Raw genomic sequence first — 14,060 nt, 5'->3', positions numbered from 1 at the left:
CTTCTGGCGCTTGACGTAGGGCTTCACGTAGGACGCGACCATCAATCGGACTTCGTGGCCTAGGGCAGAAAGTTCCCGCGCCCAATGGTGCGCGGAGGGGCACGCCTCCATGCCAACCAAGCACGGATCCAACCTCCCAAAGAACTCGAGCATCTGAGAGCGCCGCACCTTTCTGGTGATGACAACTTTTCCGTCAGCATCGACAGCGTGGACCTGGAAAACGCTCTTCGCGAGATCGAGGCCAATGATCATTCCGGACATATCCAACCACTCCTTCTTCTCGGGGAACCGTTGAAACCAGATTCGACGGTTGGGGTCGGGGTGTCCACATCATCAAATCAGCCGCCCCCCGACCTCCTCCACATGCGTTCCGGCCCCGAAAGGGGGTGAAGGGGCGTCCCCCGTGACGGCTTCCGCAGCCCATGAAGGCCGCGCGGGATGACGCGCGGACGAGACAGGCCCGGAGGCAAGAAACCGATGACGATCCACACCCACGACGAGGCGTATGAACCCGCCCACACCGGATCCCAGACCGCCCATGCGCTCGACGAGCTGCAGCTCTATGGCTACCGCCCCTTTGACGAGCCCGATCCGCGCCCGATGCCCGATGGGCAGCGCCTCGCGGTCGCCGTTGCCGACATCTTCGATGCCCTCGTCGCGACCCTGGAAGACACCCGCATGGAACCCGACCTCGAAGAGGTGCTCTGGGGCCAGGTCAACCTCTTTCACCGCGCGACGGCCCGGATCGAGCGGTCGCTCGATGAGAACGAGCAGGCGCAGCGCCGCCTCCAGCGTGAACAGGACGGCTCCGAGGTGAAGGCGAACGAGCTTGAGCGCCTGACGGCCGAAGGCCTGACGCTGATCGAACGGCGCAACTGCATGGACATGTTGCGCGATCACGCCGCCACCGAGTTCGTCCATCACACGGGATCGACCTGGCGGCCCCGCACCGGCTCGATGGTGAACCGCCAGCACATGACCGCAGCGCTGATCGACAGCCGCGACTTCCTGGCCGCCAAGCGCCGCGCGGAAACCGAGGTGATGCTGCCCGCAGGCCCCAAGGTCGCCCTCACCGGCGGGACCGACTTCAACGATCACCGCCTGATCTGGGGCAAGCTCGATCAGGTCCGGACCAAGTATCCCGACATGGTCCTTTTGCACGGGGGAAGCTCCAAGGGCGCAGAGCTCATCGCCGCCAAATGGGCCGAATCCCGCGGCGTGACGCAGGTCGCCTTCAAGCCCGACTGGACCAAGCACGCCAAGGCCGCGCCCTTCAAGCGCAACGACGCCATGCTGGATGTGCTGCCCGTGGGCGTCCTCGTCTTCCCAGGCAATGGCATCCAGGAGAACCTCGCCGACAAGGCCAAGAAGCTCGGTATCCCGGTCATGAAGTTCGAGAAGGGGGCGTGAGCCCCCTTTCCCCTCGCGGGGAAATCGAGGTGGAAGCATAGTCTTCCACCTGATATTGTGTAGAAAACCTCAGTTGATCACTACATGTACCACAGTCCGATCCAGCTTGATGTCTTCCCGACCGACGTGCAGATGCGCCGGATCGATCCGGCGCGCAACATGCGTCGCTTCTATCGGCTGAGCGTGCAATGCGACCTCTTCGGACGCGCAAGCCTCGTGCGCGAGTGGGGCCGGATCGGCTTTCGGGGGCAGATGATGGTCGAGACCCACCCCGATGAAGGCAAGGCCATCACCGCGTTGATGAAGCTCGCAGCGGTGAAGAAGCGGCGCGGGTACGTCGACTGACGCTGAAACCAGACGAGCGCGCCATGAAGCACTGACGGTTCATTATCGTCATGTGCTCGCCCGATTTGCGTTGAAAAACCGAAGCCTAAGCCATAGGGTCAGCGGAGGCCCAGTTATTGGGCGCGCATAGTTTTAATGCGCACGGGTATGCTTGGGGGGAAGTCGTGTCGAACGACAAGTCGGATCTACGCTGGGGAGTCGAGCAACGTCTCGAGTTCATCGAGTTCCGCCTGTTCTGGGAGGGGCACGTGAACCGCATTGATCTGATGGATCAATTCGGGGTTTCGGTGAACCAGGCCTCCATGGACTTGAACCGCTATATCGGCTTTGCACCAGACAACATGGTCTACGATAAAAGCGCCCGGACCTACGTGCGCGGGCCAGGTTTCAAGCCACAGTTTCTAGAGCCTGACGCAAGCCGGTATTTGGCCCAGCTGCGGTCTGTCGCTGACGGTATCCTCGATAGAGAAGACTCCTGGATAGCCGACTTGCCGCCCTACGCAGCCTCGCCCACGCCCGTGCGTGGCGTTGACCCTGTCATCCTCCGGTCAGTCGTTGGGGCCATCCGGCGTTCGGAGGCGATCGAGGTCAAATATCAGTCCTTGTCGAACCCCGAGCCACGCTGGCGCTGGATTGCGCCCCACGCGATCGCTTTTGATGGCTTCAGGTGGCATGCGCGCGCCTATTGTCTCTCCGACGAAGTCTTCAAGGATTTCCTACTCTCCCGTATGCTCGAAATTCGTGGGTGCACTGAGAGCGCCGCGGTGCCTTCGGCGGACGCGGATTGGAATGATAACGTGGTCCTCGAGATAGGCCCGCATCCTGATCTTTCCCCGACACAGGCAAAGGTCATTGCGCTCGACTACGGCATGGATGGGGGAAAGGCGGCGATCAAGGTCAGGCGAGCCCTTCTCTATTACGCATTGCGACGGCTTGGACTGGATACCGATCCAAGCGCGCGACCGCCTCAGGATCAGCAGATCGTGCTTCTGAATGCCTCCCAGATTTCTTCCAGTGCGCGTCCGCCCAGTGCCAGCGGGAGGAACGCGTGATCGAGGAACTCGAACGAAAAATCGCTGATACAGCGCTTTTGAACAGCAAGCTGATACTCCTGATCGGTCCGCCGCGTAGCGGGAAGACCGCGCTTCTTGGCCAGCTTTCAGATCGTATGAAGGTGCCTGTTCTGAACGTCGGCCTAGCTCTCGGGCGGGACTTGTTGGGTCTTCCACGGACGCGCCGACACCTGCAGGTATCAGAGCTTTTCAAAGCTTTGGCGGACACGGCATCCGGTCATGGTCTCCTCTTGGTCGACAACATTGAGCTTCTGTTTGACAGAGCACTCAAGGTGAGCCCGCTAGATGTCTTGAAGGCTCAGGCCCGTGTCCGGCCAGTGGTTGCGGCTTGGCCCGGTGAGCTCCGTGAGAACCGCCTGACCTACGCCGTGTCAGGCCATCCAGAACATCAGGATCATAGCCCCGACGGCACGATCCTATTTGAAGTAAGTTGAGAGGAAACGGGTATGCCCATGCATTATGGCGATCTCATTCAGTTCGAGCAGATCGAGTCTGTCATTCAGCTTCTCGATGCCAACCGGCCTGAAGAAGCCAAGAAGCTGGTCTCGACCTACGTCATCTCCGACGACATGGCCGAACGCATCGCGAACCAGATGATTCCACAGCTTTCGTTCGACGAGAGCGTGGATCACAAGGGGGTTCTGGTCGTCGGCAACTACGGGACTGGTAAGTCTCACCTGATGTCGGTGCTGTCGCTCGTGGCAGAAGATGCGGCTTATCTGCCTATGATCCGGCATCCGAAGGTGGCCGCAGCAGCCATCGCGATTGCAGGAAAGTTCAAGGTCCACCGGATCGAGGTATCCAGCCAGATGTCTCTCCGGGACATCATCACCCAGCAGCTCGAGCTGTTCCTCGAGAAGCACGGTGTGACCTATGCGTTTCCGCCAGCTGACAAGGTCGTCAACAACAAAGCCTCTTTTGAGGAGATGATGGCCGCGTTCTCAGAGGTGCATCCGGACCACGGCGTTCTCCTCGTTGTCGACGAATTCCTCGAATACCTACGATCCCGCCGTGACCACGATCTCGTGCTCGACCTGTCGTTCCTGCGTGAGATTGGCGAGGTCACGAAGCATCTCCGCTTCCGTTTCGTCGCGGGCGTTCAGGAAGCGATTTTCGACAGTGGCCGCTTTCAACATGTTTCGGACAGCCTTCGGCGCGTGAAGGACCGGTTCACACAGGTGCTGCTCGCTCGTCAGGACGTCAGCTTCGTTGTCGCCGAGCGACTGCTCAAGAAGACTGCAGATCAGCAAGACAAGATCCGAGCCTATCTGACACCCTTCGCCAAGTTCTACGGGTCCATGAACGAGCGTATGGACGAATATGTTCGGCTTTTCCCGGTGCACCCGGATTACATCGGGACATTCGAACGGCTCGTCTTCACGGAAAAGCGCGGTGCGCTGGTCACATTGCGGGACCAGATCCAGGCCGTTCTGAAGGACGAGGTGCCTCAGGATCGGCCAGGGCTCATTGGCTATGACAAGTTCTGGGAGACGGTCGTTTCCAATGGTGTGTTGAAAGCCGATCCGAATATTGGTCCGGTTCTGAAGGTGTCCGAGGTGCTGTCGGAGCGCGTTCGTAAAGCGTTCACGCGGCCGCAATACCGACCCATGGCGCTCAGGATCATTGATGGCCTCGCCGTCCACCGTCTGACAACGGGTGGCGACATCTATGTCCCCGTCGGCCCTACCGCCGAAGAGTTGCGCGATACGCTTTGCCTCTATCAGCCTGGTATCGAAGACATGGGCGGCGATCCGGAGGCCGATCTGCTTTCGCTCGTCCAGACTGTCCTGCGAGAGACAATCCGGACCGTCAACGGGCAGTTCATCTCCAAGGCCGCAGACACCGAGCAGTACTTCCTCGACCTCAAGAAGGACGTGGACTACGACGCGCAGGTCGAGAAACGCGCCGACGTGCTGTCCAATGACGCCCTGGATCGTGCCTATTACAGCGCCATCCGACAGCTTATGGAGCGGACTGACGAGACGTCCTACGTGACGGGGCACCAGATCTGGCAGTACCAGATCGAGTGGCAGGATCGCCGCGTTGAGCGCAATGGATACCTGTTCTTCGGTGCTCCAAACGACCGGCCGACGGCGCAGCCGGAGCGGGATTTCTACATCTACTTCATCCAGCCGTTTGAGCCGCCGCGCTTCCGCGACGATCAGAAGGCTGACGAGGTCTTCTTCCGCCTGAAGAACCCCGATGATGCTTTCCGGCGCCATTTGTCTTTCTACGCAGCGGCGCAGGACCTGGCCTCAACTGCCAGCGGTGGCGCGAAGTCAGTCTATCTCGACAAGGCCAAGGATGCTCTGCGCGACATGAGCAAGTGGCTGCAAGAAAAGCAGATGTCGGCCTTTGAGGTGACCTATCAGGGTAAGTCCAAGGCGCTACAGGAGTGGACCAAGGGTGTCTCTCTACGCGAAAAGGCGCGGCTTGGCCCAGAAGAGCGGATCAACTTCCGTGACGTGGTGAATGCGATTTCCGGCCTCGCGCTGAACAACCAGTTCGGGGAGGTTGCACCAGAGTATCCGAGGTTCTCGGCTCTTGTGACCGAGTCCAACCGAAAGCAGCTGATCGGCAACGCGCTTCGCGTGCTGGCTGGTGCCAACCGCACCAAGGATGCTGTTATCATCCTTGATGGGCTCGAGATGCTCGACGGCGATCGGATCGACCCGACGCAATCGCGTTATGCCTTGGAGGTCCTGAACAGGCTGAAGGCCAAGGGCCATGGCCAGGTTCTGAACCGCAGCGAGCTGATCAGCGGGGATGCCGAGGTCGAGTGCTTTGCGCCGATCAAGTTTCGCCTCGAGCCAGACCTGCTTGCGGTCGTTCTTGGCGGGTTGGTGTATTCGGGCGACATCGTCCTTGCCGTCACAGGCGACAAGATTGACTCGAGTAAGATTACAGCTCTCGCCGAGCGCCCGCTCGACGAACTGAAGCAGTTCAAGCATGTCGAGGCCCCCAAGGAAATCAACGTCGCGGTCCTTCGGTCCTTGTTCGAGGTCCTGAGCCTTCCCCCAGGTCTCGCGCAGCAAGCAACCCAAGGCTCGGACGAGCCGGTGAAGCTCCTTCAAGAAGAGGTGGGAAAGCTCACCAAGCGCGTTCTCTCGTCGTCGCATGATATGTCGGGCCGTCTGAGCTTCTGGGGGCAGGCACTGCTGCGAGAAGATGAAATCCGCGATTGGCGTTCCAAGCTCGATGGGCTCAAAGCCTTCTCGGAAAGCCTCGCGCCCTACAACACGGTGGGCAAGCTCAAGAACCTGCGTATCGGTTCGGATGACATCGCCGCTCAGAGCAAGAACCTCGATGTGCTGAAAGCAGTCGAGGCCATGCTGGAACTGATCGCTGACCTCGGCGCAGTCGCGGCCTATCTGTCCCAAGCCGAAATGGTCCTGATGCCGGACCATCCTTGGGTGAAGCAGGCACAAGATGTGCGCAAGCAGCTCCTTGAGAAGCTGGCCAGCGATCGCACCGCCCAACACGCCGGCGAGTACCGTCAGACCCTAGCCAAGCTCAAGAAGGACTACGTTGCCGCCTACATTGCGCAGCACAGCCGGGCTCGTCTTGGTGTGGCCGAGGACAAGACCAAGGCCTCACTGCGGAAAGACCCCCGTCTCGCTTCGATGCGGACGCTGATGAACGTGTCGCTGATGCCCACCAGCCAGCTCACCGGCTACGAGGACAAGCTCGAGAAGCTGAAAAGCTGCGCGTCGCTGCTGGAGTCCGAGCTGTCCGCCAGCCCGATGTGCCCCCACTGCAGCTTCAAGCCTGCTAACGAACAGGGCGACATGCTGCCAGCGGCGAACGTCCTGAAGCAGCTTGATGAAGAGCTGGATCGCCTGATCGACGGCTGGCGGCAGACGCTGCTCGACAACCTCGAAGACCCGACGATCCAGGAGAACCTCGATCTACTGAAGCCCGCAGCCCGCAGCTTGGTCGAGGCGTTCGTATCGACCAAGGCTCTCCCCGATCCGGTGACAGGCGACTTCGCCTCGGCCATCCAGGATGCGCTGTCCGGGCTGGAGAAGGTCAATGTCGGCAGCGACGACATCAAGGCTGCGCTGCTGCAAGGCGGATCGCCTGCGACTCCTGAGGATCTACGCAAGCGGTTCGAGGCCTTCCTGAATGACCGATGCAAGGGCAAGGACACCTCGAAGCTGCGCTTCGTGGTCGAGTGAAGAATAGCATATGAAGGAGGAGGGCGGGATGTTGATTGAAGACGCAAATTTCTTCTGGATCGAAGCAGGTGACATGCAAGGGGGATCTCGGAACCAAATTGAGTTTACGGATGACATCGTTTCTTTCTTTGACAAAGACGCCCGCGCTGCTGGTCAGGCATTCTTGGCCTTTGACACAAAGGTCAAGGGCTATGGGGCCCTCACCAATCGAGCACAAGACTACGATCAGTGGGTCAATAAGTGGCGCCTAAGCCTTATTACAAAGGCGAAGGGTGGAGTTGACTACGCAGGTCGAGTTATCTGCTTTGAAAAGAAGAAAATTGGACAACGGTACGTCTACGTCACAAGTGTGGCTGACGTCGGCTCTGCGGACCACTCGAGTTGGAGATCAAAGTCAAAGCACGTTGGGGTGACCGGTGGGTCTGATGGCAGAGAATACGGATACTTTTGAAATGGATGAAGCAAACGAACTCTATGAGCTTAACGCAAATTCAGGTTCAGTGGAGTGCCTTGGCCTAAACTTTGAGGATGACGATGCACGGCGCGGATATTTTCTGAAACTTCTTGCTGAAAAGCTCAAAGATAACGCCTTTCGAGCTCAGCCTGGATTTCCTTTAGGTAAGGACGAATCTATTCTGGCAATGTCGGATCCGCCCTATTACACGGCTTGTCCCAACCCTTGGCTTGCCGAGTTTGTGTCGCATTATGGCCGCCCCTACGACCCGGCCGAGAAATATGCGCGCGAGCCGATGGCGATTGATGTGTCCGAAGGGAAGACCGACCCGATCTACAAGGCGCATTCCTACCATACGAAGGTGCCACACTTGGCCATTGTCCCGTCTATCCTTCACTACACCGAGCCAGGAGACGTTGTACTAGATGGCTTTTCTGGCTCCGGGATGACCGGTGTTGCGGCGCAGTGGTGTGGCTCAGCGCCCGCCGTCTATCGACACATGCTAGAAATGGAGTGGAAGAAGGCAGGCATGTCAGCCCCAAAATGGGGCGCGCGGCGAGTTGTGCTGAACGACCTGTCTCCAGCCGCAACGTTCATTAGTGCCAACTACAACCTTCCCTTTGATGTCGATGCCTTTGCCAAAGCGGGCAAGCAACTGCTCCGCGACGTCGAGCGTGAGATCGGTTGGATGTATGAAACACTGCATTCTGACGGCAAGACGAAGGGTAGGATCGAGTTCACGGTCTGGAGTGAGATTTTTACTTGCCCGGAGTGTGCCGGTGAAGTGAATTTCATTGATGAAGCCCTAGATGAAGACAACCGCACGCGGGACTCATTTCCCTGCCCGCACTGTGGAGCTGATCTCAATAAGGATAAACTTGATCGCGTTATGGAAACGCGCATCGACCCGGCGACAAATGCGTCCTGGCAAAAGGTTAAGTTCAAACCCTCATTCCTTACCTATACGGTTGGCGGAAAAAAATACCAAAAACAGCTGGATCAGAGCGATCTAGATGTACTTGCCAAAATCGAGAGACTTCCGCTGCCATCGCATATGCCCACAGTTCGTTTTCCGATCGAACAAATGTATCATGGCTCACGAATCGCCCCTAAGGGCTTCTCGAATGTTCATCATTTCTTCCTGCCGCGGGCTTCACAATCGATGAGCCTTCTTTGGGAGAAGGCACAAAATTGGCCAGACCGCAGGACTAGAGGAATCCTGCTATTTATGGTGGAGCAGTCCATTTGGGGCTTCTCTGTCCTGAATCGATATAGCCCGTCTCACTTTTCTCAAGTAAATCGTGCGTTGAATGGCGTCTATTATGTTGCATCGCAGCACGCCGAGTGTAGCCCATGGTATAATCTATCCGGCAAACTTGATCGACTAGAGAAAGCCTTCCGGGGGTATCGGACAGGAGCAAAAGCCGCTTGTGTTTCGACCGGAACGGCGGCGAGACTTCCACTAGCTGACGCCAGTATCGATTATGTCTTTACCGATCCACCGTTCGGCGAAAACATCTACTACGCTGACTTGAACTTCCTCGTTGAATCTTGGCATGGCGTGACAACTGACGCCCGCCCAGAAGCGATCATGGACAAATTCAAGGACAAGGCACTCCCCGAGTATCAGCACCTTATGCAGCGCTGCTTCACGGAGTACTACCGTGTCTTGAAGCCCGGACGTTGGATGACCGTGGTTTTCTCGAACAGCAAAGCATCGGTCTGGAATGCCATTCAGGTCTCGCTGCAACAGGCTGGCTTCGTGGTGGCGGAAGTGACTGCGCTAGACAAAGTCCAAGGCAGCTACCGGCAGGTGACGTCCACGACTGCGGTAAAGCAGGATCTTGTGATCTCAGCCTACAAGCCCAACGGCGGCCTCGAGCAGCGGCTGGCCGAGCGCGGCGCGGCGCCCGAGTCCGCATGGGATTTCGTGCAGACACACCTTCGCCAGCTCTCTGTCTCAAAGTCGAAGAACGGCGTCTTGGAGTTCATCCTCGAGCGGGATCCGCGCCGGATCTATGATCGCATGGTTGCCTGGTTCGTGCGCCACGATGTTCCTGTGCCGCTGTCGACCGAGGAGTTCCTCGATGGGTTGCGGAACCGCTTCCCCGAGCGCGATGGCATGGTGTTCTTGCCTGACCAGATCCCCGAATATGATCGCAAGCGCGCCTTGTCTGCCCAGCCGCCGCAGATGGAGATGTTCGTCGCGGATGAACGCAGTGCGATTGATTGGTTGACCGACTTTTTGAGGAAGCGGCCCTCGACCTATCCGGAAGTCCACCCCGAGTTCACAACCCAGCTCGGCGCGGGCTGGAAGAAGCACGAGACGCGACCCGAACTGTCGGCGCTGCTGGAGGACAACTTTCTGCGCTATGACGGATCGGCCGATGTGCCGAGCCAGATCCACAACTACCTTTCGACGAACTATCACGACCTTCGCAATCTCGAGAAGTCCGACCCGCGGTTGAAGGCCAAGGCCAAGGATCGCTGGTATGTGCCTGACCCGAACAAGGCGCAGGATCTGGAGAAGAAGCGCGAGAAGGCGTTGCTGAAGGAGTTCGAGGAGTACCGCAACACGCCTGGCCGCAAGCTCAAGGAGTTCCGCCTCGAAGTCCTGCGGGCAGGCTTCAAGGCGGCCTGGGCGAGCAAGGACTATCAGACCATCGTCTCTATCGCCAACAAGGTGCCCGAGGACGCGCTGCAGGAGGATGAAAAGCTGCTCTTCTGGTACGACAGCGCCTTGACCCGGACAGGGGGCTGATCGGTGGCGGTTGGCGGGCTCAGCTTCGGCGTGGGGGAGTGGTGCTGGCATGCGCGGCTTGCTGCACCCTGCCGCGTCGTGGACCGCGAGACGGTCTGGGGCGAGACCGCCTATCGGGTGTGGCTACCCGGCAAGGATGCTGTTGTCCGCGCCCGGGCGCGCGATCTAGGCCCGCTCGACGCTGTCCAGCCATCGGTTGGCCAGATCCTTCACACGGCGGCCTCGGCAAAGCTGCTGGATGCGCTGGAAGACAACCTGCTGCTGGCGCCGATTCAGTCGAGCGTGGTGCCGCTGCCCCACCAGCTCTATGCGCTCAACCGCGCCATGAGCCGCGACAGGATCCGCTATCTGCTCGCGGATGAGGTCGGCCTCGGCAAGACGATTGAGGCCGGTCTGATCTTGCGCGAGCTGAAGCTGCGTGGCATGGCGCGCAGGATCTTGGTTGTCGCGCCCAAAGGGCTGGTTCGACAGTGGCAGGCCGAGATGCGACTGCATTTCGGGGAGCAGTTCACTTTCGTCGAACCAGCAGAGCTGTCGGCTTTCAGACAGTGGCGGAACGATGAGGAAAACCTCTGGCGCGTGCATGACCAGGTGATCTGTTCGCTGGATTCTGTGAAGCCCATGGAAGGCCGACGCGGATGGAGCGTCGAGCAGCTTCAGACCTATAATCGGGAACGGTTCGAGGACCTGATCTCCGCGTCATGGGATCTGGTTATCATCGACGAAGCCCACCGGATGGGCGGCAGCACCGATCAGGTTGCCCGGTACAAGCTGGGCGCAGCCTTGGCCGAAGCTGCGCCGTATCTGCTCCTTCTGTCTGCGACGCCCCATCAAGGCAAAACCGACCAGTTTCACCGCCTGATGCAGCTGCTTGATCGGGAAACGTTCCCGGACGTGTCGAGCATCGCCGCTGACCGGGTGCGCCCCTTTGTGGTCAGGACGGAGAAGCGGGCAGCTATCGACGCGGAGGGGAAACCCCTCTTCAAGCCACGGATGACCCGGCTGCAGCCCGTCGCCTGGCTGGATCGCCATTCGGCGCAACAGGGACTGTACGAAGCCGTCACAGAGTACGTTCGCCACGGCTACAATCAGGCGATGGCGGCGAAGCAGCGCCATATCGGCTTCCTGATGATCCTGATGCAGCGCCTGGTGACCTCGAGCACGGCGGCGATCCGGACGACGCTCGAAAAGCGATTACTCGCGCTGGACGACGATCATGCACAGCTGAAGCTTTTCCCCGCCGAGCGCGCAGAGGACTGGCACGAACTTTCCGGTGAAGATCAGATTGATCTTGCGGTTGCGTTCGAAGCGCTTGCTGACGAACGCAAGGATGTCGAAGCTCTGTTGTTCCTTGCGCGCGAGACCGAAGCACAGGGGACCGACGCCAAGGCGGAGGCCTTGCTCGAACTGATCTATAAGATCCAGCAGGAAGAGAACGATCCCGACCTCAAGGTCCTCGTGTTCACCGAATTTGTGCCCACGCAGGCAATGCTCGCCGATTTCTTGGAAAGCCGGGGCTTCTCGGTTGTGACCTTGAACGGCAGCATGGATCTCGAGGCGCGGTCGCGTACCCAGAAATCGTTCTCGCAGGACGCCCGCATCCTGATTTCCACGGATGCCGGGGGCGAAGGCCTTAACCTGCAGTTCTGCCATGTTATCGTGAACTTCGACATGCCTTGGAACCCGATGCGGGTTGAGCAGCGGATCGGCCGTGTTGACCGGATCGGACAGCCGTTTGTCGTGCGTGCCATCAATTTCGTTCTCGAAGACACAGTCGAGTACCGCGTGCGCGAGGTTCTCGAGACGAAGCTGGCCGTCATCGCTGAGGAGTTTGGCGTCGACAAAGCGGCCGACGTCATGGACTCGGTCGAAGCAGAGCCGCTGTTCGACGAGCTTTTCGTCAATGGCCTGCAGAACCCTGATGCAATCGAAGCCGACTGCGAGACGGTCGTGTCCCAACTGAGGACGGCCATTGCCGAGCATAATCAGAGCAGTCAGCTTCTATCCGGTGGACATGATCTTGATGCGTCTGATGCTCGCAAATGGCGCGACCATCCTGCCCAATTTTGGCTTGAGCGAGCCATAACGTCAGGGCTGCCAATTCGTGGCGGTCAAGCCACCAGAGAAGCTGATGCATGGCACGTCCGGTGGTCCGGTGACGGTGAGACAAGTTCGGTCTGTTTCGACGCGAGGACCGCAGAGGGGCGCCCCGACCTGGAGTGGCTCACACTCGAGGATCCAAGAGCCCGCGCCTTGATTTCTGATTTGCCTCGCTGTGTCGCGGGGCAGAACATGCCCTGCGTCCGGATCTCAGGGCTTCCTGAGACCGTCAGTGGTGTCTGGTCACTCTGGGAGATCACGCTGTCGGCAGATGACTTTAGCCGTCGTCGCTTCCTACCCGTCTTTATCAGTAACGAAGGTCGGGCGTTCCAGCCGACCGCGAAGCGAATTTGGGATCTGCTGCTCACCGAGCGCGTAGAAACCATCGGCAGCGCGAGTTCTTCAATCAGCGCAGAGCTATTTGGAAGGTCGAAGGACGCAGCGGTCGTACAGGGTGAGAGGGTGTTCTCCGAGCTCGTCGACGAACACATGACCCGGCTACAGGAAGAGCGGGACCGTGCAAACTACGCATATGAGGCACGGCAGCAGGCGATCGGTCGGGTCGGACTTGCGACGGTGCGCGACTATCGCAAGAAGCGGTTACAGGCAGAGCATGATGCGCGACTTGCGCAACTTGATGCTTCAGAAGCATTCGTTCCGGATCTGCACTGTATTCTAGTCTTGCGTGTCGGCCAGCAGGCGGATACCAGCAGATGACGTCTTGGATGGAGCGGATACTTCAGGCTTTTCCCGAGGACCTCTCTCAGTTCTGGATCGCACGCGATCCTGACAACCTCCTGCTCGATGAGAACATCCTCCGGGTCTTGCGCGAGCGTGGATTTGAGGTGCTCCCGTTTGAGGACTCTATCGCCTTCCGGGTTGAGTACGAAGAGCGCTACCGGGCCGCTTGGGATCGCGGCACCCCCGGGGCATGCAAGGCGCTCGTTCTTCAATTCCAAGGAGCGGACCTGAACCTTCTACCGTGGGACTATCTTCGGCATGCACGAAGGGTTGACCTGAGTCTCGCGGATCTAATGCCCAAGCTGAATACCAGCGTCATACGGCAGATCGATAGCACCGACCTCGAAAGGCTCTTCGCCGCCCACAACAGTCATGCTTCCCAGGTTCTCGGCGAGAGCATGACGAAGGAGTTCCTTCTGACGCATCTATTCGAGGTGAACCCTCACCTCATGCGAAAGCCGGAAAACTTCTGGCGCGAAGCATTTGGGTTACTTTATCGCGGCGTTGTCTTGCCCCCCGTCCTTGCTCAGTATGTCGCCAAGATCTTGAAGGACACGGTCTTGGGGTCTTTGCCCGTCGAAGGTCTACTATCTTCGAAGAGCGCTATGGCCCGCACGGTACAAGCGGCATGGGGCCGATTTCTGGAAGAGCGGGGTGTAGAGATTGAGCTGAGCTACCCCCCGAAAATCGGACAGTGACGGAAGCTACGATCTGAGGCCTGCTGGTCTCCAAGAACGAGGAGATCAGAACATGTCGAAACGCAGGAACCACGATGCGGCGTTCAAGGCGCGTGTGGCGCTGGAAGCCGTGAAGGGGGAGCGCACGGTGTCGGAGCTGGCCGCCGAATATGGCGTTCACCCGACGATGATCCATCAATGGAAGCGTTCGCTTCTGGAGGGTGCCGCAGGCATCTTCGAGAGGGGTGGCAAGGCTGCAGCGGCGGCCGAGGTTGCCGAAGAAACGGTTCGCGACCTACATGCCAAGATCGGAGAGCTGGC

At 59.0% G+C, this 14,060-nt stretch carries 10 protein-coding genes and 1 pseudogene; 10 read left to right on the top strand and 1 reads right to left on the bottom strand.

Features of this window, described 5'->3' with window-relative positions:
• A pseudogene (locus G481_RS26535) lies at nucleotides 1-261 on the bottom strand (IS110 family transposase); the annotation flags it as partial.
• Nucleotides 262-477: 216 nt separating this feature from the next.
• Between G481_RS26535 and G481_RS0117885 the strand changes: the two are divergent.
• From G481_RS0117885 to G481_RS0117840, 10 genes are all read left to right on the top strand, one after another.
• Nucleotides 478-1,410 (top strand): DUF2493 domain-containing protein, encoded by a 933-nt coding sequence (locus G481_RS0117885; protein ID WP_028031217.1) that lies wholly within the window; start codon nucleotides 478-480, stop codon nucleotides 1,408-1,410.
• Between the two features lie 84 nt (nucleotides 1,411-1,494).
• Nucleotides 1,495-1,755 (top strand): WGR domain-containing protein, encoded by a 261-nt coding sequence (locus G481_RS0117880; RefSeq protein ID WP_028031216.1) that lies wholly within the window; start codon nucleotides 1,495-1,497, stop codon nucleotides 1,753-1,755.
• A gap of 164 nt (nucleotides 1,756-1,919) precedes the next feature.
• A complete protein-coding gene (locus G481_RS0117875) occupies nucleotides 1,920-2,807 on the top strand; it encodes a helix-turn-helix transcriptional regulator (RefSeq protein WP_028031215.1) in 888 nt (295 codons plus the stop codon).
• Nucleotides 2,804-3,262, top strand: a complete 459-nt coding sequence (gene brxF, locus G481_RS0117870; RefSeq protein WP_028031214.1) for a BREX-3 system P-loop-containing protein BrxF — start codon at nucleotides 2,804-2,806, stop codon at nucleotides 3,260-3,262. Before G481_RS0117875 ends, brxF begins: the two co-directional genes overlap by 4 nt.
• 12 nt (nucleotides 3,263-3,274) lie before the next feature.
• On the top strand, nucleotides 3,275-7,006 hold the full coding sequence (locus tag G481_RS0117865) for a DUF6079 family protein (RefSeq protein WP_211235232.1): 3,732 nt from the start codon (nucleotides 3,275-3,277) through the stop codon (nucleotides 7,004-7,006).
• A 28-nt stretch (nucleotides 7,007-7,034) separates the two neighbouring features.
• A complete protein-coding gene (locus G481_RS0117860) occupies nucleotides 7,035-7,457 on the top strand; it encodes a hypothetical protein (RefSeq protein WP_154664675.1) in 423 nt (140 codons plus the stop codon).
• A complete protein-coding gene (locus tag G481_RS0117855) occupies nucleotides 7,432-10,221 on the top strand; it encodes a DNA methyltransferase (protein WP_211235231.1) in 2,790 nt (929 codons plus the stop codon). Before G481_RS0117860 ends, G481_RS0117855 begins: the two co-directional genes overlap by 26 nt.
• A gap of 3 nt (nucleotides 10,222-10,224) precedes the next feature.
• Complete coding sequence (locus G481_RS0117850; RefSeq protein WP_028031210.1) at nucleotides 10,225-13,038, top strand: DEAD/DEAH box helicase; 2,814 nt, start codon at nucleotides 10,225-10,227, stop codon at nucleotides 13,036-13,038.
• Nucleotides 13,035-13,760 (top strand): hypothetical protein, encoded by a 726-nt coding sequence (locus G481_RS0117845; protein ID WP_028031209.1) that lies wholly within the window; start codon nucleotides 13,035-13,037, stop codon nucleotides 13,758-13,760. Before G481_RS0117850 ends, G481_RS0117845 begins: the two co-directional genes overlap by 4 nt.
• A gap of 52 nt (nucleotides 13,761-13,812) precedes the next feature.
• Nucleotides 13,813-14,060, top strand: a 248-nt coding sequence (locus G481_RS0117840; RefSeq protein ID WP_028031218.1) for a transposase, incomplete at its 3' end; no start/stop codon positions are given.

Source organism: Gemmobacter nectariphilus DSM 15620 (genome assembly GCF_000429765.1).
Taxonomy (GTDB): Bacteria; Pseudomonadota; Alphaproteobacteria; order Rhodobacterales; family Rhodobacteraceae; genus Wagnerdoeblera; species Wagnerdoeblera nectariphila.
The sequence above is the reverse complement of the archived record's forward strand: the minus strand, read 5'-3'. Positions and strand labels throughout refer to the sequence as shown.

Excerpts from the sequence above, each read along its gene's own strand:
- G481_RS0117885 (WP_028031217.1), top strand. The coding sequence starts at position 478 with ATGACGATCCACACCCACGACGAGGCGTATGAACCCGCCCACACCGGA.
- G481_RS0117880 (WP_028031216.1), top strand. The coding sequence starts at position 1,495 with ATGTACCACAGTCCGATCCAGCTTGATGTCTTCCCGACCGACGTGCAG.
- G481_RS0117865 (WP_211235232.1), top strand. The coding sequence starts at position 3,275 with ATGCCCATGCATTATGGCGATCTCATTCAGTTCGAGCAGATCGAGTCT.
- G481_RS0117860 (WP_154664675.1), top strand. The coding sequence starts at position 7,035 with ATGTTGATTGAAGACGCAAATTTCTTCTGGATCGAAGCAGGTGACATG.
- G481_RS0117855 (WP_211235231.1), top strand. The coding sequence starts at position 7,432 with ATGGCAGAGAATACGGATACTTTTGAAATGGATGAAGCAAACGAACTC.
- G481_RS0117845 (WP_028031209.1), top strand. The coding sequence starts at position 13,035 with ATGACGTCTTGGATGGAGCGGATACTTCAGGCTTTTCCCGAGGACCTC.